Here is a 23,269-nt window from a genome sequence, read left to right as displayed (position 1 = left end):
CGCGAAGGGGCCGGTACAGGTCAAGACTTGGCCCGGCGAGCCTTGAAGAAGTCACTGAGGATCTGCCCGCACTCCTCCGCCAGTACCCCGCCCTCCGCCATCACCCGGTGGTTGAGGAAGCCCTGCCCGAAGAACTGCCCCTGGCTCTGCACGATCCCCGCCTTGGGCTCCAGCGCGCCGTACACCACCCGCATCACCCGCGAATGCACGATCAACCCCGCACACATGCTGCACGGCTCCAGGGTCACGTACAGGGTGCTGCCGGGCAGCCGGTAGTTACTGGCGGATTTCGCTGCCGCGCGAATGGCCACCATCTCGGCATGCGCACTGGGGTCACTGTCGATGATCGGCCGGTTGAAGCCCTGCCCGATCACCTGCCCATGCTGCACCAGCACCGCGCCCACTGGCACCTCCCCCATTGCCGCGCCTTCGGCGGCAAGGGTCAGGGCCAGGCGCATGAATTCCTGATCACGGCTGCGATCGATGATCTGCGGGCGCATCAGACCACCGCGATCGCGGCCATCAGGCCGGTTTCCATGTGGTCGATGACGTGGCAGTGGAACATCCAGGTGCCCGGGTTATCCGCCACCAGCGCCACCTGGGCGCGCTCGTTCTTGCCCAGCAGGTAGGTGTCGGTGAACCACGGTTCCTTGATGTCATGGCGGTTGGAGCCGATCACCTTGAAGCTCATGCCGTGCAGGTGGATCGGGTGCTGGTACTGGGTCATGTTCTTCAGCTCGAAGATGTAGCTCTTGCCCTGCTTCAGCGTGGCGATCGGCCGCTCGGCGCAGGTCTTGTCGGTGATATCCCAGGCCTGGCCGTTGATCTGCCACATGCTCGACGGCCTGTCCTGGTCCGAAGTGACCGAGACTTTCGCCGCCCACTCGAAATTGAAGTTCAGCTTCTCGGCATTCTCCAGGTCCGGCTCGGCGATCGGGTTGGGCGGCAGCGCCGGTGGCCAGTCGCTCGGCGCGTCGTTGCTGGCCACCGAACGCAAGGTGCCCAGGCGCACAAAGCCGTCGCGCAGGGAGACTTCCTCGCCCGCCTCGGGAATACGGATAGCCAGGCAGATGCGCATGCCTGGGCCGAGCCAGTAGTCATCGTCCAATGGGCGCGGGGTTACCGGGTTGCCGTCCAGGGCATAGATTCTTGCCTCGCAGTTGCCCTTGAGGTTGATGCGGTAGGTCCAGGTGTTGTCCAGGTTCAGCAGGCGCACTCGCACCACCTGGCCGGCTGGCAGTTCGGTGACCGAATCGGCCTGGCCATTGATGGTGATCAGGCGCCCGGCGGTGCCGTTGCGCGCGGCCTCACGCGGAATGCTGAAAGGCAACCAGGCGCCCTGCTCGTCCACGTGCCAGTTCTTCAGGCTGAGCGTGCGCTCATGCTGAAAGCCGGTCGGCTCGCGCTCCTCGACAATCAGCGGGCCGACCAGGCCCCGCCCCAGTTCCTCGGAGCTGCTGACGTGCGGGTGGTACCAGTAGCTGCCGGCGTCCGGCACGCGGAACTTGTAGTCGAAGTACTCGCCCGGCTTGACCGGCAGCTGCGACACATAAGGCACGCCGTCCATTTCCAGCGGCAGGCGGATGCCGTGCCAGTGGATGGTGGTTTCGACCGGCAGGTGGTTGATGAAGCGCACCCGCAGCCAGGTGCCCTGGCGTACGCGCAGTTCGGTACCCGGTGCCGACGGGCCGAAGGCCCAGGCCTCGGTCTTGTGCCCAGGCACCAACTCGACGTCCAGAGGGGCGGCGATGAGCTCGTAGTCGTGGCCGGCGTTGTCGTCTTCGACCTTGCCCAGCCAGTAACGCGCTGCGCCACCGGCGCCCAGGCCAACCACAACCAGGCCGGTCAGGCCCTTGAGCATTTGTCGACGGGTGAAGGACATCGGTGCGGGTACCTCGTGTTCTGCGCAATCAAGCTGCCAGCATGGCTGGCGATGAAGGGCGAATACGATACACCTGCAAATGGGAAAGATTAAGTGAAGTCTCGTTTTTGCCTGCGCTGGCCTCTTCGCGGGCAAGCCCGCTCCCACAAGGACACCACAGCATTTGAAAGCTGCGCTTTACCTGTGGGAGCGGGCGCGCCCGCGAACAGGCCGATACAGAGGGCAGATACAACAAGGGCGCCGTGCGGCGCCCTTGTGGCTCAACTTATTCCCACTCGATAGTGGCCGGCGGCTTGCTCGACACGTCGTAGGTCACGCGCGAGATACCGTCGATTTCGTTGATGATACGGCCGCTGACGGTTTCCAGCAGTTCGTACGGCAGGTGCGCCCAGCGCGCGGTCATGAAGTCCACGGTCTCGACGGCACGCAGGGCCACGACCCAGGCGTAGCGACGGCCGTCGCCAACGACACCCACCGACTTGACCGGCTGGAACACCACGAATGCCTGGCTGGTCTTGTGGTACCAGTCGGCCTTGCGCAGCTCTTCGATGAAGATGTGGTCGGCGCGACGCAGGATGTCGGCGTATTCCTTCTTCACTTCACCGAGGATGCGCACGCCCAGGCCCGGCCCCGGGAACGGGTGGCGGTAGACCATGTCGTACGGCAGGCCCAGCTCCAGGCCGATCTTGCGCACTTCGTCCTTGAACAGTTCACGCAGCGGCTCGACCAGCTTGAGGTTCATTTCCTCCGGCAGGCCACCGACGTTGTGGTGCGACTTGATCACGTGGGCCTTGCCGCTCTTGGCGCCAGCCGACTCGATCACGTCCGGGTAGATGGTGCCCTGGGCGAGGAACTGGATGTTTTCCAGTTTGCTGGCTTCGGCATCGAACACGTCGATGAAGGTGCGGCCGATGATCTTGCGTTTCTTCTCCGGGTCGGCTTCGCCGGCCAGGTTGTCGAGGAACTGCTTTTCAGCGTCGGCACGGATGACCTTGACGCCCATGTTCTCCTTGAACATGGCCATCACCTGGTCGCCTTCGTGCAGGCGCAGCAGGCCGTTGTCGACGAATACGCAGGTCAGCTGGTCGCCGATGGCGCGGTGCAGCAGCGCAGCAACCACCGAGCTGTCGACGCCGCCGGACAGGCCCAGCAGGACGTTGGCCGAACCGACCTGCTCACGCACCTGGGCAATGGCGTCTTCGACGATGTTGGACGGGGTCCACAGGGCTTCACAGCCGCAGATGTCCTGCACGAAGCGGGACAGGATGCGACCGCCCTGCTTGGTGTGGGTCACTTCCGGGTGGAACTGCACGCCGTAGTAGCCGCGCGCGTCGTCGAACATGCCGGCGATCGGGCAGCTCGGGGTGCTGGCCAGCACGTGGAAGTTGCCCGGCATCTGGGTGACCTTGTCGCCGTGGCTCATCCACACGTCCAGGCCCAGCACGCCGTCGGCGTCGATGTGGTCTTCGATGCCATCGAGCAGGCGGCTCTTGCCGACCACGTCAACGCGGGCATAACCGAACTCACGCAGGTCGGAACCTTCGACCTTGCCGCCCATCTGTTCGGCCATGGTCTGCATGCCGTAGCAGATGCCCAGTACCGGTACGTTCAGGTCGAACACCGCCTGCGGGGCGCGTGGGCTGTTGGCTTCGTGGACCGACTCGGGGCCGCCGGCGAGGATGATGCCACGCGGGTTGAATTCGCGGATCGCTTCATCGTCCATGTCGAACGGATGCAGCTCGCAGTACACGCCGATTTCGCGCACACGGCGGGCGATCAGCTGGGTGTACTGGGAACCGAAATCGAGGATCAGGATGCGGTGAGCGTGAATGTCGAGGGCCATGACTCAATCTCGTCAGTGGAAATCGGAAACGACGCGGGGCTGTCGTGACAGCCCCGCTTTCTGTTGTAGCTGGAAGCCTCAGCCTACGCGGTAGTTAGGGGCTTCTTTGGTGATCTGCACGTCATGCACGTGGGACTCGGCCATGCCGGCACCGGTGATGCGTACGAACTCCGGCTTGGTGCGCATCTCTTCGATGGTTGCGCTGCCGGTATAGCCCATGGACGAACGCAGGCCGCCCATCAGCTGGTGGATGATCGCGGCCAGGGCGCCCTTGTAGGGAACACGGCCTTCGATGCCTTCCGGTACCAGCTTCTCGGCGCCGGCCGAGGAGTCCTGGAAGTAGCGGTCGGACGAGCCTTGCGCCTGTGCCATGGCACCCAGCGAGCCCATGCCGCGGTAAGCCTTGTAGGAACGGCCCTGGAACAGTTCGACTTCACCCGGAGCCTCTTCGGTACCGGCGAACATCGAACCCATCATCACGCAGGAAGCACCGGCAACGATGGCCTTGGACAGGTCACCCGAGAAGCGGATGCCGCCGTCGGCGATCAGCGGCACGCCAGTGCCTTCCAGTGCAGCGGCAACGTTGGCGATGGCGCTGATTTGCGGCACGCCGACACCGGCAACGATACGGGTGGTGCAGATCGAGCCTGGGCCGATACCGACCTTGACCGCGTCAGCGCCAGCTTCGGCCAGAGCCTTGGCGGCAGCGCCGGTGGCGATGTTGCCGCCGATCACCTGTACTTGCGGGTAGGTTTCCTTGACCCAGCGAACGCGGTCGATCACGCCTTTGGAGTGACCGTGAGCGGTGTCGACCACCACGACGTCAACGCCAGCAGCCACCAGGGCGGCAACGCGCTCGCCGGTGTCCTTGCCGGTGCCGACTGCGGCGCCGACGCGCAGGCGACCCTGGTCGTCCTTGCTGGCCAGCGGGTAGGCCTTGGCCTTTTCGATGTCCTTGACGGTCATCATGCCCTTGAGGTTGAACTTGTCGTCAACGATCAGGACTTTTTCCAGGCGGTGCTTGTGCAGCAGCTCGCGGACTTCGTTCTTGTTGGCGCCTTCGCGGACGGTGACCAGACGCTCTTTGGGGGTCATCACGTCGCGGACCTTGGCGTCCAGGCGGCTTTCGAAGCGCACGTCACGGGAGGTGACGATGCCGACCAGGTCGCCGTTCGCCAGCACCGGAACGCCGGAGATGTTGTTCAGGCGGGTCAGGTCGAACAGGTCGCGCACGGTGGCGTCGGCGTCGATGGTGATCGGGTCCTTGACCACGCCAGCCTCGAACTTCTTGACCTTGCGGACTTCGCTGGCCTGCTGCTCGATGGTCATGTTCTTGTGGATGATGCCGATGCCGCCTTCCTGGGCCATGGCAATGGCCAGGCGCGCTTCGGTCACGGTATCCATGGCGGCGGAAACCAGCGGAATGTTCAGCTCGATGCCACGGGTCAAACGGGTCTTGAGACTGACTTCATTAGGCAGTACCTCGGAATAGCCAGGTACAAGGAGGATATCGTCGAAGGTCAGGGCTTCTTGGCTGATACGCAGCATCGCGGGGGCTCCCGGGCGGGAAAAATGGAAGCGCGCCATTATACTCATGCACGGCGCGCCGCTCAACGCAAAAAAAGGGCCTTCGGTCAGCCTTGTGGCAGTTTTACCTGTACCACGGCCACTGGCTGGTCGAGCCAGTCGGCGAAGCTGTCGAGAAAGGCCTGGGTGAACCCGGCCTCGCCCCAGTTGTTGAAGATGAACCCCAGGTTGGAAAAGGCACATGGCTGAAGGTAAATGAAGCCATTGATGTCATCTTCGAAGCCGCACAGCGGGCAGGTAAAGTTGTCGCTCACCGCCGGCATCCATTCTTCGAGGCTTTCGAACAGCGGCTCGCCCACCTCACGCCGGCACTCGGGGCAACCGGCCTCTTCGAGGAAACCTTCGGTAGGGGTATAGATGCAGCGCTTGAGCATCACCTCCAGGCCGTTGACCTGCTCGCCGAAGGGCAGTTTCTCCGGGTGCAGGGCCACTTTGCGGGCACCTTCGGCCAAGGCATGGGCCATGCGGTTGCCGGTGCGGCCACAGGTGGTCAGCTGTTCCTCGACGACTTTCTCGCGCACCAGCCAGCGCAGGATGGCGCGGGCACGGGCTTCATGCACCGGGACGGTAGACAGCTTGGGAACGATGATGCTCTGGGTGTTCATGAACGGGGCAAGCCTGAAAAACTGCGGTAATGACGCAATTCTACCGCCTGCTCAGGCGCTCAGATAGCGACCGATCAGCGCCAGCCCGCTGGCCAGCACCAGCCAGGTGACCAGGCGCACGAACGCTTCGCGGGACAGCCGGTGGGTCAGCCTGCGCCCTGCCCAGAGACCAGCAAGCATGACCGGCAACAGGCAGGCGGCGAGCAGCAGCAGGCTTTGATCGGCATAGACGCCAGCGGTCAGGAACAGCATCAGGCGCACCACTGTACTGCAACTGATCAGTGCGCTCTGGGTAGCGCGCACCTGTTCCTTTACCTCCAGCCGCGCACTCAGGTACAGGGCATATAGAAAGCCACCGCTGCCGAACAAGGCACCGAACAGCCCGCCTGCCGTGCCCATCGGCACCGCCCAGAAACCGGACAGACTGGCCGGCCGCACCTTCACCGCCAGCCCGTACACGGCATATGCCGTGACGAACAAGCCCATCAGCAGCAGCAACAGGTCGGACTTCAGCTGTAGCAGGAATACCACGCCCAGCGTGCAACCTACGGCCATGAACGGCAACAGCCGCAGCAGCTCGCCCCGCACGACATCGCGGCGCGATGGCAGCAGGTTGCCGAAGGCGGCGACGAAGTCCAGCAGTACCAGCAGCGGTATGATCCGCGACAGCGGCATGAAGTGGATCAGCACTGGGCCGGCCACCAGCGCAGTGCCGAAACCGGCGATACCGAAGACGATGTAGGCAACGCCAACACCCAGCAGGATGGGCAGCCAGTCGAGGCCGGAAAACGACAGTTGAGCGAGCATGGCAGCAGTTCCTGGGAAGACAGGCAAAGGTTAGCCAGCCATGAGCCATGCCGACTAATATGCATTTTCCGCCACAACCATCTCGAAAAGGCATGACATGACGTCGATCCGCCAGTTGCGTTACTTCGTGGAAATCGCCGAATGCGGCAGCTTCAGCGGTGCCGCCGAGCGACTGTACATTGCCCAGTCGGCGCTGAGCCGGCAGATCAAGGAGCTGGAACAGCAACTGGGCACGCCGCTGTTCGAACGCACCGCGCGCCTGCCGCGCCTGACACTGGCTGGCCAGGCCTTTCTGGAGCGGGCGCGGCGCTTGCTGGCCGACCTGGCGCAGGCCGAGCGAGTGACCCGCGACATTGGTGAAGGGCTGCAGGGCAGCCTGCGCCTGAACCACTCCAGTACAGTGCCGCTGACCGGCCCATTGCTGGCTCGCCTGGGCGGCTACTTGCGCGACAACCCGGGGGTTTCGCTGGAAATTGCCCAGCAGTCGTCGGAGGCGCAGCTGGAGGATATTGCTAATGGACGCCTGGATATCGGCCTGCTGCGTTTGCCTGTGTTGCGCCAGCATGAAGGCGTGGTGCTGCATGCGCTGTTCAGTGAGCCATTGCTGCTGGCGGTTGCCGCTGGGCATCCGCTGGCTGACGCACCACAGGTGAAGCTTGAACAGTTGCGCGAGGAGCGCTTCATTTCCATTCCGCATCGGGATCGTGGCGGGCTGAGCTACCTGTCGGCCTCGTTGTGCATGGAGGCAGGCTTTTTTCCGCGCGCGGCGCAGGTGCTGTCGCGCAAGACCACCCAGTTGCAGCTGATTCAGGCGGGGTTTGGGGTGGCGTTGCTGCCGGCGTGCATGCGCGAGATTGCGCCAGCCTCAGTCAGCTTCGTGGCGCTGGAGGGAGGGTGTGAGAGTACTGTGGCGATGGCTTGCAGGCGGGATGCGGGGCAGATGGTCAGGCAATTCGTGGCTGCGATGCAGGGTTGATGGCACCGGCGATGCCGGTGTTCGCGGGTAAACCCGCTCCCACAGGTACAGCGTCAACTCGAAGCCAGCGCAGCCTCTGTGGGAGCGGGCGTGCCCGCGAAACAGGCAGCGCCGTTGATGGCACCGGCTTCGCCGGTGTTCGCGGGCTCGCCCGCTCCCACTGAGATCGCGACAGGGCCGGGACAGACAACCGGGGCCGATGTCCTTTATGATGCCCGCCATGATCAGAGACCCTTTCGAACGACTCGGCCTGGACCGCGAGGTCCTTACCGTCAGCCAACTCAACGGTCGCGCCCGCGTGCTGCTGGAGGACGTGTTCCGCAGCGTGTGGGTGGAAGGCGAGATTTCCAACCTCGCCCGCCCAGCCTCCGGCCACATGTACTTCACCCTCAAGGACAGCGGCGCGCAGGTGCGCTGCGCGCTGTTCCGGCAGAACGCCACGCGGGTGCGCCAGGCCTTGCGCGACGGCCTGGCGGTGCGGGTGCGCGGTAAGGTTTCGCTGTTCGAGGGGCGTGGCGACTACCAGCTGATTATCGACACCGTCGAGCCGGCCGGCGACGGCGCCTTGCGCCTGGCCTTCGAGGCCCTGAAGGAAAAGCTCGGCGCCGAGGGGCTGTTCAGCGCCGAACGCAAGCAGCCGCTACCGGCCCACCCGCAGCGCATCGGCATCATCACCTCGCCCACCGGCGCGGTGATCCGCGACATCATCAGCGTGTTCGGCCGCCGCGCCCCGCAGGTGGAACTGAACCTCATCCCCACCGCAGTACAGGGCCGCGAAGCCGTTGCACAGATCGTGCGCGCCATCCGCCTGGCCGACAGCCTCGGTTTCGATGCGCTGATCCTGGCCCGGGGCGGCGGCTCGCTGGAGGACCTGTGGTGCTTCAACGAAGAAGCCGTGGCACGGGCCGTGGCCGCCTGTGTAACACCAATTGTCAGCGCCGTGGGCCATGAGACCGATGTCTCGATCAGCGACTTCGTCGCCGACGTGCGCGCACCCACACCGTCTGCCGCCGCCGAGCTGCTGGCACCCGACAACAGCGGCCTGCAGCAACGCCTGGACGGCCTGCAACGGCGCCTGCTGCTGCGCATGCAGAACCGCCTGACCCACGACCGCCTGCGCCTGGAGTCGCTGACCCGGCGCCTGCGCCACCCGGGCGAGCGCTTGCGCCAGCAGGCCCAGCGCCTGGACGACCTGGACATGCGCCTGCGCCGTGCATTCATGCTCAACCTCAACCAGCGCCGCGAACGCCTGGCACGCCTGGATACCCGCCTCGCCGCGCAGCACCCTGGGCGTACCCTGAAACTGCTGGGCCAACGCCTGGACAGCCTCGCCGAACGCCTGCCGCGGGCGATGCGCGAAGTGCTCAAGGACCGCCGCCAGCGCTTCCAGGCCCAGTTGCAGACGCTGCAGGTGGTCAGCCCGCTGGCCACCCTCGCCCGCGGCTACAGCATCCTGCTGGACGAACAGGGCCAGGCCATCCGCAGCGCCGAACAGACCCGCAATGGCCAACGCCTGACCGCCCGCCTGAACGAAGGCGAGCTGTTGGTGCGGGTCGAAGACAACCACCTGACCCCGGTCACCCTCTCACTTCTGGACTGACACATGCCTCGCCTGCTCGCGCCCCTGCTTGCCCTTTCCCTCCTGCTGCTGGCCGGCGGCGCCCAGGCCAGCTACATCACCCGCACACTGAACAAGCCGGTACCCGGCGGCGTGGCGGTGGTCGACCTCGGCCCCGCCGCCAGTGCACCCACCGCCAGCTTCGACGGCAAACCGGTGCTGGTGGTGAAGGAGCAGGACAACTGGCTGGCCATCGTCGGCATCCCGCTGACCCAGAAGCCCGGCACCGCTGTGCTGAACCAAGGTGGCCGTACCCTGCCCTTCACGGTCGGCAGCAAGAAGTACCCCGAGCAGCGCATCACCCTGAAGAACACCCGCCAGGTCAACCCGAACCCGGCCGACCTCAAGCGCATCGACCGCGAGCTGGCCGAGCAGATCAAGGCTTACCGCAGCTTCAGCCCGACCCTGCCGAGCAACCTGATCCTCGACAAGCCGGTCAGTGGCCCGCTGTCGAGCAAGTTCGGCGTGCGCCGCTTCTTCAATGGTGAAGAACGCAACCCACACGCCGGGCTGGACTTCGCGGTACCGGCCGGCACGCCGATCAAGACCCCGGCCAATGGCAAGGTGATCCTGGTGGGGGATTACTTCTTCAATGGCCGCACGGTGTTCGTCGACCACGGGCAGGGCTTTATCAGCATGTTCTGCCATATGTCGAAGATCGATGTGCAGGTGGGGCAGCAGCTGCGCCGGGGCGAGGTGGTCGGGCGCGTGGGCTCGACCGGGCGGGCTACCGGGCCGCACATGCACTGGAACGTCAGCCTGAATGATGCGCGGGTGGATCCGGCGATTTTCATTGGCGCGTTCCAGCCCTGAGACCGGGGCGCCTGCTTCGCGGGCATGCCCGCTCCCACAGGTATTGCGCCGCGCCTGAAGGCTGTGCTGTACCTGTGGGAGCGGGCGCGCCCGCGAAGAGGCCAGCACATGAGACATCATGTTCAACCGCGTTGCGCCATCGAAAAAGACTGCGCAAAAATCGAGAAGCACTCAGAAAAATATAGCGATAAAATCTCGCCTATCAGCTTTTTTTAAGCATTCCTCTCAATTTTTGCTGAACGCTTGCCATCCCCCACCCCACTGTTTAAGTTTGAAGGCATGAAAACCTTCAGCACCCTCATCCTGCTCCGACAACATCGCAGCCTCTGCCTGGTCAGCGCCCGACTACCAGGCTGAATCGCGTCGCCTCGCCTTTTCATCTCGTTATCGCTCGGCAGGCCCGATTTCGGCCGCACACAAAAGGATTGCTTCCATGACCATGCTCAAAGACCCTTCGAAGAAATACCGCGCTTTCCCGACCATCGACCTGCCTGACCGTACCTGGCCGTCGAAGACCATCACCGCCGCGCCGATCTGGTGCAGCTCCGACCTGCGTGATGGCAACCAGTCGCTGATCGAGCCGATGGATTCGGAGAAGAAGCTGCGCTTCTGGAAGACCTTGGTGCAGGTTGGCGTGAAGGAAATCGAAGCCTCGTTCCCGTCCGCATCGCAGACCGATTTCGACTTCGTGCGCATGCTGATCGAAGAAGGCCACATCCCGGACGACACCACCATCCAGGTGCTCACCCAGGCCCGTGAAGACCTCATCGCCCGCACCTTCGAATCGCTGCGCGGGGCGAAGAAGGCCATCGTCCACCTGTACAACGCCACCAGCCCGTCGTTCCGCCGCATTGTCTTCAACCAGGACAAGCAAGGCGTGAAGGACATCGCGGTGAACGCGGCCAAGCTGTTCGTCAAGTACGCCGCCCAGCAGCCGGAAACCCAGTGGACCTTCCAGTACTCGCCGGAAACCTTCAGCGCCACCGAGATGGAGTTCGCCAAGGAAGTCTGCGACGCGGTGATCGAGGTGTGGAACCCGACCCCCGAGCACAAGATCATCCTCAACCTGCCGGCCACCGTGGAAGTGTCTACGCCGAACATCTACGCCGACCAGATCGAGTGGTTCTGCCGCAACGTCAGCCGTCGCGACAGCGTCATCATCAGCCTGCACTGCCACAACGACCGCGGCACCGGCATCGCCGCCACCGAACTGGGCCTGATGGCCGGTGCCGACCGCGCCGAAGGCTGCCTGTTCGGCAACGGCGAGCGTACCGGTAACGTCGACCTGGTGACCCTGGCGTTGAACCTCTACACCCAGGGCATCGACCCGCTGCTGGACTTCTCCGACATCGACGGCGTGCGCAAGGTGGTCGAAGAGTGCAACCAGCTGCCGGTGCACCCGCGTCACCCGTACGTGGGCGACCTGGTCCACACCGCGTTCTCCGGCTCGCACCAGGACGCCATCCGCAAGGGCTTCGCCAAGCAGCAGGAAGGCGAGCTGTGGGAAGTGCCTTACCTGCCGATCGACCCGGCCGACATCGGCCGCAGCTACGAGGCGGTGATCCGCGTCAACAGCCAGTCGGGCAAAGGCGGCATCACCTACCTGCTCGAGCAGGAATACGGCATCAGCCTGCCGCGCCGCATGCAGATCGAGTTCAGCCAGGTAGTACAGAGTGAAACCGACCGTCTGGGCCTGGAAATGACTGCCCAGCAGATCTACAGCCTGCTGCACAAGGAATACCTCCAGGCCAACACCCCGTACGCGCTGGTCAGTCACCGCCTGCAGGAAGAGAACGGCCACAGCGCCGTGGAAGTGGAAGTCGCCAGTGAAGGCGAAACCACCCTGCACTGGCGCGGCAAGGGCAACGGCGCGCTGGAAGCGCTGGTGGCCGGCCTGCCGATTGCCGTGGAGATCATGGACTACAACGAGCACGCCATTGGCGCCGGTACCAATGCCAAGGCTGCGGCCTATATCGAACTGCGCGTGGCCGGTGGCCGCCCGGTGCATGGTGTGGGTATCGATGAAAACTTCACCACGGCCAGCTTCAAGGCACTGTTCAGCGCGCTGAACCGCTCGCTGAGCCAGCAGGAAGCCAAGGCGGCCTGAACTGTAGCGTGATGAATGCAAAAGCCCGCATCGTTTGATGCGGGCTTTTTTGTCTGCCTGTGCCGGCCTCTTCGCGGGTGAACCCGCTCCCACAGGGATCGCGCTGCACTCAGCAACTGTACAGTACCTGTGGGAGCGGGTTCACCCGCGAAAGGGCCGGTACAGGCACTGCAAGATCTCCAGGCAAAAAAAAGGGGCGCCGACCAAGCGCCCCATAAGCCGTAAAGCACACAACAAATTCAGTTGGCGTCCAGCAGCGCCATTGCCTCCGCACTGCACGCTTCGATCCGCGCCCAGTCGCCGTTCTTGATCCAGCCACTGTCGAGCATCCAGGTGCCACCCACGCACATCACATTGGGCAACGCCATGTAGTTGCGCACGTTGGCCGGGTTCACCCCGCCGGTCGGGCAGAAGCGAATATCGCCGAACGGGCCACCAAAGGCCTTGATCGCCGCGACGCCGCCGCTGATTTCCGCCGGGAACAGCTTGAAGCGGCGGTAGCCCAGGGCATAGCCCATCATGATTTCGGACGGCGTGCTGATGCCTGGCAGCAGCGGGATCTCACTGTCCACACCGGCTTCGAGAATGTCCTGGGTAATGCCCGGGGTAACGACGAATTGCGCCCCCGCAGCTTCAACGGCCGCGAACATGCCGCGATCGAGCACGGTGCCGGCACCGACACAAAGTTCCGGGCGCTGCTCGCGCAGCACCTGGATGGCCTTCAGGCCATACTGCGAGCGCAAGGTCACTTCCAGGGTACGGATACCGCCGGCCGCCAGGGCATCAGCCAGCGGCAGGATGTCTTCCTCACGGGCGATGGTGATCACCGGCAGGATGCGCGCCTTTTTGCAAATGGCGTCGATCCGTGCGGCTTTGTCGGCCATCGAGAGCTTGGGCTGTGGGCGTTCGAGGGTGGTCATGACTGTGGATCCTTGGCTCATGGGCACCAGTAGATGTCCAGGGGGGCGTGAAGAAAAGCGCGAATCGGCATTTCGGTAAGGTCGTTGCCAGCCAGCGCGGCGCGCAGGGTAGCGAGTTTGCCCTGCCCTTGTACGGACAGCGCGGTAAAGGCGGCACCGGCCAGCAGCGAGCGGGTCATCGACAGGCGCTGGTGCGGCACGCTCGGTGCCAGCAAGGGCAGGCAGCGGCGTGGGCTGGCCAGGTCGAGGCCTGCTTCCAGGTTGGGACTGGCGGGGAACAGCGAGGCGGTATGGCCATCATCACCCATGCCCAGCACCAGCACGTCGATTGGCGGCAGCTCGGCCAGGGCCTGATCGGCCTTGCCCGCAGCAGCATCGAGGTTATCCGCCTGCTGGTACAGGCCAACGAAGCGGGCCTTGGCCGCCGCGCCCTTGAACAGGTGGCGGGCCAGCAGGCCGGCGTTGCTGTCGGCGTGCTCCACCGGCACCCAGCGCTCATCGGCCAGGCTGACGGTAACCTTGGCCCAGTCGAGGTTTTCGCTGGCCAGCTTTTCGAGGAACGGCACCGGGCTGCGGCCACCGGACAGCACCAGGCAGGCCTGGCCCTTGGCGGCAATGGCCGCGCGCAGGCGCTCAGCCACGTCATGGGCCTGGGTTGCGGCCAGCGCCTTGGCATCCGCCAGCTCATGCACCTTCACAACCGCTGGCAGTTTCAGTTCAGATATCCCCATACCACGCCCTCCCATCGCGCGTGATCAGTGCAATCGAGCTCATCGGCCCCCAGGAGCCTGCCGCGTATGGCTTGGGTGCATCACCCGCGTTACGCCAGCCGGCGATCAGCTGGTCGCACCACTTCCAGGCATATTCGATTTCGTCCTTGCGCACGAACAGGTTCTGGTTGCCGCGCATCACTTCGAGCAACAGCCGCTCGTAGGCATCCGGAATCCTTGCACTGCGCCAGGTGTCGGAGAAATTCAGCTGCAACGGGCCGCTGCGCAGTTGCATGCCTTTGTCCAGGCCCTGCTCCTTGGTCATCACCCGCAAAGAAATGCCTTCGTCCGGTTGCAGGCGGATGATCAGCTTGTTACCGATCTGCAAACGCTGTTCCGGGGCGAAGATGTAGTGCGGCGTTTCCTTGAAATGGATGACGATCTGCGACAGCTTCTGCGGCATGCGCTTGCCGGTACGCAGGTAGAACGGCACGCCCGACCAGCGCCAGTTGCGGATGTCGGCACGCAGGGCGACGAAGGTTTCGGTGTCGCTCTGGGCGTTGGCGTTGTCTTCTTCCAGGTAACCGGGCACCGGCTTGCCTTCGCTGTAGCCGGCGATGTACTGGCCGCGCACCACACGGGTGCTCAGCCCTTCGCCGGTGATCGGTGCCAGGGCCTTGAGTACCTTGACCTTTTCGTCACGGATGGCATCGGCGGACAGTTCGCTGGGCGGGTCCATGGCGATCAGGCACAGCAGCTGCAGCAGGTGGTTCTGGATCATGTCGCGCAGCTGGCCGGCCTTGTCGAAGTAGCCCCAGCGGCCTTCGATGCCGACCTTCTCGGCGACGGTGATCTCCACATGGGAGATGGAATTCTGGTTCCACTGGGTTTCGAACAGGCTGTTGGCGAAGCGCAGGGCGATCAGGTTCTGCACCGTTTCCTTGCCCAGGTAGTGGTCGATACGGTAGACCCGGCTCTCGGGGAAGAACCGCGCCACGGCATCGTTGACCCGGCGCGACGACTCCAGGTCGTGGCCAATGGGCTTCTCCAGCACCACCCGGGTGCGCGCGGCCAGCCCGGCCTTGTCGAGGTTTTCGCAGATGGCCCCGTACACCGCCGCTGCGGTGGCGAAGTAGGCGATCAGCGGCAGCTCGCCCGGCAACTGCTCGGCCAGGGCCTGGTAGCCCTCGGGCTGGAGGAAGTCCAGGTGCTGGTAGCTCAGCCGGGCGAGGAAGCGGCCCAGCGCAGCGGGCTCGATATCGGCCTCGGGCACATGCCGGCGCAGGTGCGCTTCGATGCTGTCCAGGTGGTCCTGCGCGCTACCGGCCTCGCGGGCCAGCGCCAGCAGGCGGGTATCCGGGTGCAACAGGTTGGCCCGGTCGAGCTGGTAAAGCGCAGGAAACAGCTTGCGCAATGCCAGGTCGCCGAGGGCGCCAAACAGGGCAAAGGTGCAAGGTTCGACACTGATCGCAGCCATGATGTTGGTTCTTTCCTAAAGTTGGTCTAGGAATACCGCTTTCACATACGGTTTTCAAGGGATAATGTAGTAAAAACCACAACATTACACACAAGTGTTACAGACAAGTGGTACGTCAACCGCGCCGACAGTACGATAGACGACCGTGCAAAAAGCCTGCTGCTCCCACAGCCGGCTGTCTTCCCGACCCAAGGACACACCCATGGACCGCGTGCGAAACCTCCTGGAACAGATCCAGGGCCGCCTCGACGAGCTGAACAAGGCCGAACGCAAAGTCGCCGAAGTCATCCTGCTCAACCCGCAACAAGCCACCCGTTTCAGCATCGCTGCGCTGGCCCAGGCGGCCAAGGTCAGCGAACCGACCGTCAACCGCTTCTGCCGCTCGTTCGGCGTCAGCGGCTACCCCGAGCTCAAGCTGCAGCTGGCGCAGAGCCTGGCCAGCGGCGCCGCCTACGTCAGCCGCGCGGTAGAGGCTGACGATGACCCGGCAGCCTACACCCAGAAGATCTTCGCCAGCGCCATCGCCTCGCTCGACAGCGCCTGCCAGCAGCTCGACCCGCAGCAGGTCAGCCGTGCCGTGGACATGATGATCCAGGCCCGGCAGATCCACTTCTTCGGCCTGGGCGCCTCGGCCCCGGTGGCGCTGGACGCCCAGCACAAGTTCTTCCGCTTCAACCTCGCAGTATCGGCCCACGCCGACGTGCTGATGCAGCGCATGCTGGCCTCGGTGGCGCACACTGGCGACCTGTTCGTGATCATTTCCTACACCGGGCGCACCCGCGAACTGGTCGAAGTGGCCCGCCTGGCCCGCGAGAACGGCGCCTCGGTGCTGGGCCTGACCGCCGCCGGTTCGCCGCTGGCCAATGCCTGCAGCCTGAGCCTGCACATTCCGCTGCCGGAAGACACCGACATCTATATGCCAATGACCTCGCGGATCATCCAGCTGACCGTGCTCGATGTACTGGCCACCGGCATGACCCTGCGCCGTGGCGTGGACTTCCAGCCGCACCTGCGCAAGATCAAGGAAAGCCTCAACGCCAGCCGCTACCCGATCGAGGACGACGAGCTCAACTGAGCCGGTGCGCCTGCAGGCGCAGGTGGGCACGCTGCCCCGGCGCCAGGCTCAGGCCCTCACCACTGCCGCTGGCGGCCTCGACACAGACGAAGTGCTGGCATTCACGCCCGGTCACGCCCATCAGCGGGCGGTTGCCCGGGTGCCAGACCACCGTGTCGTCGCTGTCACCGGTATCGATGCACAGCTCGCGCTGCCAGGCCGGGTCCTGCAGTTGCACCCGCGGCGTGCCGGGGTAGACCTTCTGGCAGCCGCCCTTGAGCTTCAGCGCGCCATCCTCACGGCAGACCTGGCGGTTGAGGCGGTCGTAGCCTTCGATATCCTCGAGCCCGGACAGCGCTATCTCAGCCACGTCACTGATACGCCAGTAGGCCAGCAGGGCATGGCTCAATTGGCAGGGTTCGCTGTCCTGGTGCTCGGTGCTCAGGCTCAGCTCCATGCGGCTGCCCAACCGGGCATGCAGGTCGACCTGCCAGTCGCACAGGTCCAGCCGCCACTTCAGGGTTACGCCCTCCTCGTCCTCGCGGCTGTCCACCAGCTTCCAGTCCAGCAAGCGCGCCCAGCCATGGGCCGGCCACAAGTCCTCGCTGGGGTGGCGGCCATACCACGGCCAGCACACCGGTACGCCACCGCGTATCGCTCCCACCTGCGGCCACTGCTCGGCGCACCACAACCAGGGCCGTTCACCCGCCGGTTGAAAATGCAGCAGTTGCGCACCCTGGCGGCTGAACACCGCCTGGCAACGGGGGTGATCGATGATCAGCACATCGCGCTGCTGGTAACGCTCCCACTCGAATGTCGGCCGGGGCCGCTGCGAGGCAAAGAAGCGATGGAGCGGATGTTCGGGCATGGTTCAGAGCTCTTGTTGTTTGAGATAGCGCTGTCTCGGCCTATCCCCGGCACCCACTGCAGGGCAGTGGGTGCCGACTATCGAAATAGTACCGAAAATGAATTGGCGTAAATTTACAACAATCGCCCTCAGAATGACGACTGAATCTTCAACCCTGCGACCAGCGCGTTGTCCACCTCATCCACCCCGCCGGGGCTCTTGATGTACTGCAGGTTGGGCCGCACGGTCAGCCAGTTGGTCACATGGAAGCCGTAGTAGAGCTCGGCGTTGTACTCGGTACGCTGCAGCGGCACGAAGCCTGGGTTGTCGTAATCGTTGATGCCGCTCTGGGCGTTGAGGAGTTCGGCGCGTTTCTTCACGTCGTCATTCACATGAATGCGCGCCACGCCGAAGCCGATGTCATCCTTGGGCCGGGCATCGAAGGCGCCTTTGTAGACCAGTCCTACCTGCTGGTAGTTGTCGACGACGTTGGTGGCCTGGTCGTGCACGGTGAAGTTGGCGAACAGGCTAAGGCCCCGGTTGACGTCGCCGCCATGGGCAGTGACCTGCTGCTGTGCCACTACCCACCAGCCATGCTTGCTGGAGTGCGACTTGAAGGCTTCGCCCGTCAGCGCCTGCGGGTTACCGTTGACGTCATCGAACACATCATCGGCCTTGGCCGTGCTGTAGTAGTAACCCAGGCGGTACTCGCCCGGCAGGCCGTTGACCTTGGGTGACCACACCGCTTCCACCGGCAGGATCGCGCCCTTGGTGCCGCTGCCACTGAGCTTGAAGCCGTTGCCGGTTTCCAGGTTGGAAGGGTTCTGCTCGAAGGCACCGACCTGGACGAAGAATTCCGGGGTGATGTTGTATTTCACCCGCAGCGCCCACTGGCTGACCGGCCAGTTGTACCAGATGCCGCCAACCCAGTTGCCGACCTGCGAGCCGCAGAAGGCCAGGTTCTGGAAGTCGCAGGGGAAGCTGTTGAAGTCCTCGCCCTCGCCGAAGCGGCCGAATTTCACGTCCAGCGCACCGTCGAAGTACTTCTGCTTGACCCACATCTGGGTCAGGCGCCAGGTCTGGCCACGGCCCCACACTTCCTGCACCGAGCTGAACTGCCCGGCGCGCGGATCGCTGATACGGTCGTTGGACAGGTTGCGGCCGCTACGCTCGGTGATCGCCAGCTTGAACTCGGCATCGTGCCAGCCGAAGATTTTCTGCAGATCCAGATGCGCGCCAAGGGCGAACTGGTCGCTATAGCGCGCGGTCTTGTCGTCGTTGTAGCCGCCGTGCAGGTTGCCAGCGACCTCACCGACATAATCGAGGGTGAAGTCGTAGCCCTTTTCCAATAGTTCGGTACGGGTGCCACCCCAGTCGCCGGTCATCCACTTCGATTCGCTGGAAAAGGCCTCGGCAGCCTGCGCGCCGCTGCTACCGGCCATTGCCAGTGGTGCGAGCAAGGCCAGCGAGCCCAATGTCCTGATGCGTTTGCGCTGTTCCATCCCTTTGCGTCCTCTTTTTCTTATTGATGGTGTAGACGAGTTATCGGCCTTTGAAGTGCGCCACGTTGTCCTTCATGGCTGCGGCAGTGGTGGCCAGGTGCAAACGCTCGCCGCTGGCGGCGTCGAACAGCAGCACCCGGGCCGGGTCGAATTGCAGGTTCAGGCTGTCGCCGACCCGGCACGCCACATCTGGCGCCAGGCGGCAGCAGACCTTGGTCTGGTTGAGGGTGACGAACACCAGCAGGTCTGGCCCGGTGGGCTCGGTCACCTGCACCTCGGCGCGAATGCCCGGCAGGCCATTGCCCTCCGCGGCCCCAAGGGCAATCTGCTCGGGGCGGATGCCAAGGATGATCTCGCGGCCATCCAGTTCGTCAGCGGCCACCCCCAAGGGCAGCTCGCAACGCGCCTGACCGCTGTCGAGCACGGCCAGCAGGCGCCCGTCCTGTTGCGTGAGGCGCACCGGGATGAAGTTCATCGGCGGCGAACCGATGAAGCTGGCGACGAACTGGTTGGCCGGATCGTTGTAGATCTGCTGCGGGGTGCCGAACTGCTGGATGATGCCGTCCTTCATCACCGCCACCTTGTCGCCCAGGGTCATGGCCTCGATCTGGTCATGGGTGACGTACACGGTGGTGGTCTTCAGGCGCTGGTGCATCAGTTTCATTTCGGTACGCATCTCGACGCGCAGCTTGGCATCGAGGTTGGACAGCGGTTCATCGAACAGGTAGATCTTCGGCCGCCGCGCCAGCGCCCGGCCCATGGCCACGCGCTGCTGCTGGCCACCGGACAGCTGCGCCGGCTTGCGCGCCAGCAGGTGCTCGATCTGCAACAGCTTGGCCACCCGCGCCACCTCCTCGTCGATGGCGGCCTGGGGCAGCTTGCGGATCTTCAGGCCGAACTCGATGTTCTCGCGCACGCTCATGGTCGGGTACAGCGCGTAGGACTGGAACACCATGGCGATGTCGCGGTCCTTGGGGCTCATGCCGCTGACGTCCTGCTGGTCGATGAGAATCGCGCCGCCGCTGATCTGCTCCAGCCCGGCGATGCAGTTCATCAAGGTCGACTTGCCGCAGCCCGACGGGCCGACCAGGATCAGGAACTCGCCATCCCTGATCGACAACTGGATGTCCTTGAGGGTGTCCGGCAAGCCGCTGCCGTAGGTCTTGTTCACGTTGCGAAGTTCGAGCGTTGCCATGACTTACCCCTTTACCGCGCCAGCAGTCAGCCCGCGGACGAAATATTTGCCTGCCACCACGTAGACCAGCAGGGTTGGCAGGCCAGCGATCATCGCCGCCGCCATGTCGACGTTGTATTCCTTGGCCCCGGTGCTGGTGTTGACCAGGTTGTTCAGGGCCACGGTAATCGGTTGCGAATCGCCGCTGGAGAACACCACGCCGAACAGGAAGTCGTTCCAGATCTGGGTGAACTGCCAGATCAGGCAGACCATGATGATCGGCGTGGACATCGGCAGGATGATGCGGCGGAAGATGGTGAAGAACCCGGCACCGTCCAGGCGCGCAGCCTTGACCAGGGCATCGGGGATGCTCACGTAGAAGTTGCGGAAGAACAGCGTGGTGAAGGCCAGGCCGTAGACCACGTGCACCAGCACCAGGCCGGTCGTGGTGCTGGCCAGGCCGAGCTTGCCGAGGGTGAACGAGGCCGGCAGCAGCACGGTCTGGAACGGCAGGAAGCAGCCGAACAGCAGCAGGCCGAAGAACAGCTGCGAGCCACGGAAGCGCCACATCGACAGCACATAGCCGTTCAGCGCGCCGATGGCGGTGGAGATCAGCACCGCTGGCACGGTGATCATGATCGAGTTCCAGAAGTAACCGCTGACCGTGCTCCAGGCCTTGACCCAGCCGATACCGGTAATTGCCACCGGCCAGCTCAGCAGGTTGCCGGTGCTGATGTCGTCCGGGGTCTTGAAGCTGGTCAGCAGCATTACCACCAGCGGCACCAGGTACAGCAGCACTGCCAGCAACAGCACCGCGTGGATGGCGATGCGGCTCGGGCTCAGCGCTGGCTTGTCGAGAGGGCTATGCATGGCGTTTGCTCCGCAGCTCCGAGTACAGGTAAGGCACGAGGATCGCCAGGATCGCCCCGAGCATGAGGATGGCGCTGGCCGAGCCCATGCCCATCTGGCCGCGACTGAAGGTGAACGAATACATGAACATCGCCGGCAGGTCGGACGAGTAGCCCGGGCCGCCGGCAGTCATCGCCGCCACCAGGTCGAAGCTCTTGATGGCAATGTGTGCGAGGATCATCAGCGAGCTGAAGAACACCGGGCGCAGGCTGGGCAGTACCACGCGCCAGTAGATGCGCGGCAGGCTGGCGCCGTCGATCTGCGCGGCGCGGATGATCGACGGGTCGACACCACGCAGGCCGGCGAGGAACATCGCCATGATGAAGCCCGAGGCTTGCCACACGGCGGCAATCACCAGGCAGTACACCACCCGGTCGGGATCGATCAGCCAGTCCAGGCGAAAGCCCTCCCAGCCCCAGTCGCGCAGCAGCTTGTCCAGGCCCATGCCGGGGTTGAGCAGCCACTTCCAGGCGGTGCCGGTGACGATCATCGACAGCGCCATGGGGTACAGGTAGATGGTGCGGATGAAACCTTCGCGCCGGATGCGTTGGTCCAGCAAGACCGCCAGCACTACGCCGATGGCCAGGCTGATGGCGATGAACAGGCCGCCGAACAGCAGCAGGTTCTTGCTTGCCACCCACCAGCGGTCGTTGTCGAACAGCCGGGCGTACTGCGCCAGGCCGGCCCACTTGTAGGTGGGCAGGAAGGTCGAGGTGGTGAAGGACAGGACAAAGGTCCAGAGGATGTAGCCGTAGAAACCCACCAGGACGATGAACATGCTCGGCGCCAGCACCAGCTTGGGCAGCCAGCGCTGTAGCGCGTCCAGGGGTGAGGCCCGCAGTTGGGCGGTTGCTGTGGTCATGGTTCACCTCAAAGGCACAACGGCCCGCTTTTGTGGGAGCGGCCTTGTGTCGCGAAAGGGCTGCGAAGCAGCCCCGGGGGCCTGATGAAGGAAGCTGTTCTGGAAGGACTGCGCTGCCTGGTTCTGGGACCGCTTTGCGGTCCTTTCGCGACGCAAGGCCGCTCCCACAGTCAGGCTGCGTTGGCCTCCGAGCCGCTTATTGGGCAGCCTTGATCGCCGCCGCCAGCTTCTTCGCCGCATCGGCCGGGTCGGCCTTGGGGTCGTTGATGTAGTTGGTCACCACATCGAAGAATGCGCCCTGCACGGCCAGCGTGGTGGCCATGTTGTGCGCCATGCTCGGCTGCAGGCCGCCGGTCTTGGCATCGGCGAGGAAGTCGTTGGCGGAGGTTTGCGCACAGGCATCGAAGCCATGCTTGCCCATGTCGGCGAGCATGTCGTTACGCACCGGGATCGACCCTTTGTTGCTGCTGAAGACCTTCTGGAAGTCCTCGCCCAGCACCTTGCGCGCAATGTCCTGCTGGCCGGCGGACGTGCCAGCGTCGTTCTGCTTGAACACCACCAGCGAGTCGATGTTGTACAGGAACGCCTTGTCGGTGCCGGGGAACGGCACGCACTGGTAATCCTTGCCGGCGGTTTTCTTCGCCAGGGTCCATTCGCTCTTGGCCCAGTCGCCCATGATCTGCATGCCGGCCTTGCCGTTGATCACCTTGGCCGCTTCCAGGTTCCAGTCCTGGCCCTTGCCGTCCGGGTCCATGTAGGTGGCGACCTTTTTCAGCTCGGTCAGCGCCTTGACCATCTGCGGGCCGGTCAAGGCTGTGCTGTCGAGATCGACCAGGGCCTTCTTGTAGCCATCGGCCCCCATCACCGCCAGCACCACGTTCTCGAACACGGTGCTGTCCTGCCACGGTTGGCCACCATGGGCGAGCGGGATGAAGCCGGCGGCCTTGAGCTTGTCGGCTGTGGCGTAGAATTCGTCGAGGGTGGCGGGTGCCTTGTCGATGCCGGCCTTCTTGAAGACGTCGGGGTTGATCCATAGCCAGTTGATGCGGTGGATGTTCACCGGCACGGCGACATAGTCACCGTCGTACTTGACGGTATCGGCGACTTTCTTGTCGAGCAGTGAGTCCCACTTTTCTTCCTTGGCCACACCCTTGAGCACATCGGCGTCGAGCAGCCCGGTGGCCGCCCAGTCCTGGATGTCCGGGCCCTTGATCTGCGCGACACCCGGCGGGTTGCCGGCCACGGCGCGGCTCTTGAGCACGGTCATGGCCGTGGCACCACCACCACCGGCGACGGCGCCGTCCTTCCAGGTGAAGCCATCGTTTTCGACCTGGGTCTTGAGTACATCAACCGCCGCTTTTTCACCCCCGGAAGTCCACCAGTGCACCACCTCGACACTGCCTTTGGAGTCGGCAGCCAGAGCACTGAACGGAAGTAAGGAAGCCAGGGAGATGGCGGCAGCGAGACGGAGCGTGGGATTCATTGGGGCACCTTTCTTGTTGTTATGCCGGGCAAGTCTTCGCTTGCATTGCATGAAGTCTAAACAGCGTGTCCGCCTCGCCAGGTAACGAAGCGA

At 64.1% G+C, this 23,269-nt stretch carries 20 protein-coding genes; 5 read left to right on the top strand and 15 right to left on the bottom strand.

Annotation, left to right across the window (positions count from 1 at the left end):
- Positions 1 to 20: 20 nt before the first annotated feature.
- The 6 genes from tadA to M2S36_RS12465 form a co-directional block, all read right to left on the bottom strand.
- The gene (gene tadA / locus M2S36_RS12490) at positions 21 to 500 is read right to left on the bottom strand and encodes a tRNA adenosine(34) deaminase TadA (RefSeq protein ID WP_333957220.1); all 480 of its coding nucleotides are present in this window, start codon (positions 498 to 500) and stop codon (positions 21 to 23) included.
- On the bottom strand, positions 500 to 1,882 hold the full coding sequence (locus M2S36_RS12485) for a multicopper oxidase family protein (protein WP_333957219.1): 1,383 nt from the start codon (positions 1,880 to 1,882) through the stop codon (positions 500 to 502). The genes tadA and M2S36_RS12485 overlap by 1 nt, the downstream gene beginning before the upstream one ends.
- A 265-nt stretch (positions 1,883 to 2,147) precedes the next feature.
- Positions 2,148 to 3,725 (bottom strand): glutamine-hydrolyzing GMP synthase, encoded by a 1,578-nt coding sequence (gene guaA, locus M2S36_RS12480; RefSeq protein WP_013971139.1) that lies wholly within the window; start codon positions 3,723 to 3,725, stop codon positions 2,148 to 2,150.
- 78 nt (positions 3,726 to 3,803) lie between these two features.
- On the bottom strand, positions 3,804 to 5,273 hold the full coding sequence (gene guaB / locus M2S36_RS12475; protein ID WP_075043910.1) for an IMP dehydrogenase: 1,470 nt from the start codon (positions 5,271 to 5,273) through the stop codon (positions 3,804 to 3,806).
- 86 nt (positions 5,274 to 5,359) lie between these two features.
- Positions 5,360 to 5,917 (bottom strand): hypothetical protein, encoded by a 558-nt coding sequence (locus M2S36_RS12470; RefSeq protein ID WP_063911423.1) that lies wholly within the window; start codon positions 5,915 to 5,917, stop codon positions 5,360 to 5,362.
- A gap of 51 nt (positions 5,918 to 5,968) precedes the next feature.
- Positions 5,969 to 6,724, bottom strand: a complete 756-nt coding sequence (locus tag M2S36_RS12465; protein ID WP_207835817.1) for a sulfite exporter TauE/SafE family protein — start codon at positions 6,722 to 6,724, stop codon at positions 5,969 to 5,971.
- Positions 6,725 to 6,821: 97 nt separating this feature from the next.
- Here M2S36_RS12465 and M2S36_RS12460 point away from each other — a divergent pair, with 97 nt between their 5' ends.
- From M2S36_RS12460 to leuA, 4 genes are all read left to right on the top strand, one after another.
- Positions 6,822 to 7,700: a LysR family transcriptional regulator gene (locus tag M2S36_RS12460; protein WP_207835820.1), complete on the top strand. Its 879-nt coding sequence runs from the start codon at positions 6,822 to 6,824 to the stop codon at positions 7,698 to 7,700.
- A 220-nt stretch (positions 7,701 to 7,920) separates the two neighbouring features.
- Entirely contained in the window at positions 7,921 to 9,300 is a 1,380-nt protein-coding gene (xseA, locus tag M2S36_RS12455) for an exodeoxyribonuclease VII large subunit (RefSeq protein ID WP_207835833.1), read from the top strand.
- 3 nt (positions 9,301 to 9,303) lie between these two features.
- Complete coding sequence (locus tag M2S36_RS12450) at positions 9,304 to 10,131, top strand: M23 family metallopeptidase (protein ID WP_233693905.1); 828 nt, start codon at positions 9,304 to 9,306, stop codon at positions 10,129 to 10,131.
- 433 nt (positions 10,132 to 10,564) lie between these two features.
- On the top strand, positions 10,565 to 12,238 hold the full coding sequence (gene leuA, locus M2S36_RS12445; protein ID WP_207835846.1) for a 2-isopropylmalate synthase: 1,674 nt from the start codon (positions 10,565 to 10,567) through the stop codon (positions 12,236 to 12,238).
- Positions 12,239 to 12,477: 239 nt separating this feature from the next.
- Here leuA and M2S36_RS12440 read toward each other — a convergent pair whose 3' ends face one another.
- From M2S36_RS12440 to zwf, 3 genes are read right to left on the bottom strand one after another with little or no spacing between them, the layout of a single operon-like run.
- Positions 12,478 to 13,158 carry a bifunctional 4-hydroxy-2-oxoglutarate aldolase/2-dehydro-3-deoxy-phosphogluconate aldolase gene (locus M2S36_RS12440; protein ID WP_207835848.1) on the bottom strand — a complete coding sequence of 227 codons (681 nt, stop codon included), beginning with the start codon at positions 13,156 to 13,158 and terminating at the stop codon, positions 12,478 to 12,480.
- A 17-nt stretch (positions 13,159 to 13,175) separates the two neighbouring features.
- Positions 13,176 to 13,889 carry a 6-phosphogluconolactonase gene (gene pgl, locus M2S36_RS12435; RefSeq protein WP_333957218.1) on the bottom strand — a complete coding sequence of 238 codons (714 nt, stop codon included), beginning with the start codon at positions 13,887 to 13,889 and terminating at the stop codon, positions 13,176 to 13,178.
- A complete protein-coding gene (gene zwf / locus M2S36_RS12430) occupies positions 13,876 to 15,345 on the bottom strand; it encodes a glucose-6-phosphate dehydrogenase (protein WP_063911416.1) in 1,470 nt (489 codons plus the stop codon). Before zwf ends, pgl begins: the two co-directional genes overlap by 14 nt.
- Positions 15,346 to 15,556: 211 nt before the next feature.
- Here zwf and hexR point away from each other — a divergent pair, with 211 nt between their 5' ends.
- On the top strand, positions 15,557 to 16,420 hold the full coding sequence (hexR, locus tag M2S36_RS12425; protein ID WP_169774905.1) for a DNA-binding transcriptional regulator HexR: 864 nt from the start codon (positions 15,557 to 15,559) through the stop codon (positions 16,418 to 16,420).
- On the opposite strand, the gene M2S36_RS12420 is transcribed toward hexR, so the two are convergent.
- The 6 genes from M2S36_RS12420 to M2S36_RS12395 form a co-directional block, all read right to left on the bottom strand.
- Positions 16,413 to 17,267, bottom strand: a complete 855-nt coding sequence (locus M2S36_RS12420) for a D-hexose-6-phosphate mutarotase (RefSeq protein ID WP_207835860.1) — start codon at positions 17,265 to 17,267, stop codon at positions 16,413 to 16,415. The two genes, hexR and M2S36_RS12420, sit on opposite strands and share 8 nt — an antisense overlap.
- A 128-nt stretch (positions 17,268 to 17,395) precedes the next feature.
- Positions 17,396 to 18,688, bottom strand: a complete 1,293-nt coding sequence (locus tag M2S36_RS12415) for a carbohydrate porin (RefSeq protein ID WP_233687312.1) — start codon at positions 18,686 to 18,688, stop codon at positions 17,396 to 17,398.
- Between the two features lie 100 nt (positions 18,689 to 18,788).
- A complete protein-coding gene (locus M2S36_RS12410; RefSeq protein ID WP_063911413.1) occupies positions 18,789 to 19,943 on the bottom strand; it encodes an ABC transporter ATP-binding protein in 1,155 nt (384 codons plus the stop codon).
- A 3-nt stretch (positions 19,944 to 19,946) separates the two neighbouring features.
- Positions 19,947 to 20,792, bottom strand: a complete 846-nt coding sequence (locus M2S36_RS12405) for a carbohydrate ABC transporter permease (RefSeq protein ID WP_207835867.1) — start codon at positions 20,790 to 20,792, stop codon at positions 19,947 to 19,949.
- On the bottom strand, positions 20,785 to 21,693 hold the full coding sequence (locus tag M2S36_RS12400; protein WP_207835869.1) for a carbohydrate ABC transporter permease: 909 nt from the start codon (positions 21,691 to 21,693) through the stop codon (positions 20,785 to 20,787). Before M2S36_RS12400 ends, M2S36_RS12405 begins: the two co-directional genes overlap by 8 nt.
- Before the next feature lie 196 nt (positions 21,694 to 21,889).
- A complete protein-coding gene (locus M2S36_RS12395; RefSeq protein WP_233687240.1) occupies positions 21,890 to 23,176 on the bottom strand; it encodes an ABC transporter substrate-binding protein in 1,287 nt (428 codons plus the stop codon).
- Positions 23,177 to 23,269: the final 93 nt, after the last annotated feature.

Source organism: Pseudomonas sp. SF2, assembly GCF_036858055.1.
Classification (GTDB): Bacteria; Pseudomonadota; Gammaproteobacteria; order Pseudomonadales; family Pseudomonadaceae; genus Aquipseudomonas.
Note: the sequence above shows the minus strand (reverse complement) of the source record. Positions and strands in the feature narration are given on the sequence as shown.

Coding starts and splice junctions, on each gene's coding strand:
- tadA (WP_333957220.1), bottom strand. CDS start 500: ATGCGCCCGCAGATCATCGATCGCAGCCGTGATCAGGAATTCATGCGC.
- M2S36_RS12485 (WP_333957219.1), bottom strand. CDS start 1,882: ATGTCCTTCACCCGTCGACAAATGCTCAAGGGCCTGACCGGCCTGGTT.
- guaA (WP_013971139.1), bottom strand. CDS start 3,725: ATGGCCCTCGACATTCACGCTCACCGCATCCTGATCCTCGATTTCGGT.
- guaB (WP_075043910.1), bottom strand. CDS start 5,273: ATGCTGCGTATCAGCCAAGAAGCCCTGACCTTCGACGATATCCTCCTT.
- M2S36_RS12470 (WP_063911423.1), bottom strand. CDS start 5,917: ATGAACACCCAGAGCATCATCGTTCCCAAGCTGTCTACCGTCCCGGTG.
- M2S36_RS12465 (WP_207835817.1), bottom strand. CDS start 6,724: ATGCTCGCTCAACTGTCGTTTTCCGGCCTCGACTGGCTGCCCATCCTG.
- M2S36_RS12460 (WP_207835820.1), top strand. CDS start 6,822: ATGACGTCGATCCGCCAGTTGCGTTACTTCGTGGAAATCGCCGAATGC.
- xseA (WP_207835833.1), top strand. CDS start 7,921: ATGATCAGAGACCCTTTCGAACGACTCGGCCTGGACCGCGAGGTCCTT.
- M2S36_RS12450 (WP_233693905.1), top strand. CDS start 9,304: ATGCCTCGCCTGCTCGCGCCCCTGCTTGCCCTTTCCCTCCTGCTGCTG.
- leuA (WP_207835846.1), top strand. CDS start 10,565: ATGACCATGCTCAAAGACCCTTCGAAGAAATACCGCGCTTTCCCGACC.
- M2S36_RS12440 (WP_207835848.1), bottom strand. CDS start 13,158: ATGACCACCCTCGAACGCCCACAGCCCAAGCTCTCGATGGCCGACAAA.
- pgl (WP_333957218.1), bottom strand. CDS start 13,889: ATGGGGATATCTGAACTGAAACTGCCAGCGGTTGTGAAGGTGCATGAG.
- zwf (WP_063911416.1), bottom strand. CDS start 15,345: ATGGCTGCGATCAGTGTCGAACCTTGCACCTTTGCCCTGTTTGGCGCC.
- M2S36_RS12420 (WP_207835860.1), bottom strand. CDS start 17,267: ATGCCCGAACATCCGCTCCATCGCTTCTTTGCCTCGCAGCGGCCCCGG.
- M2S36_RS12415 (WP_233687312.1), bottom strand. CDS start 18,688: ATGGCCGGTAGCAGCGGCGCGCAGGCTGCCGAGGCCTTTTCCAGCGAA.
- M2S36_RS12410 (WP_063911413.1), bottom strand. CDS start 19,943: ATGGCAACGCTCGAACTTCGCAACGTGAACAAGACCTACGGCAGCGGC.
- M2S36_RS12405 (WP_207835867.1), bottom strand. CDS start 20,792: ATGCATAGCCCTCTCGACAAGCCAGCGCTGAGCCCGAGCCGCATCGCC.
- M2S36_RS12400 (WP_207835869.1), bottom strand. CDS start 21,693: ATGACCACAGCAACCGCCCAACTGCGGGCCTCACCCCTGGACGCGCTA.
- M2S36_RS12395 (WP_233687240.1), bottom strand. CDS start 23,176: ATGAATCCCACGCTCCGTCTCGCTGCCGCCATCTCCCTGGCTTCCTTA.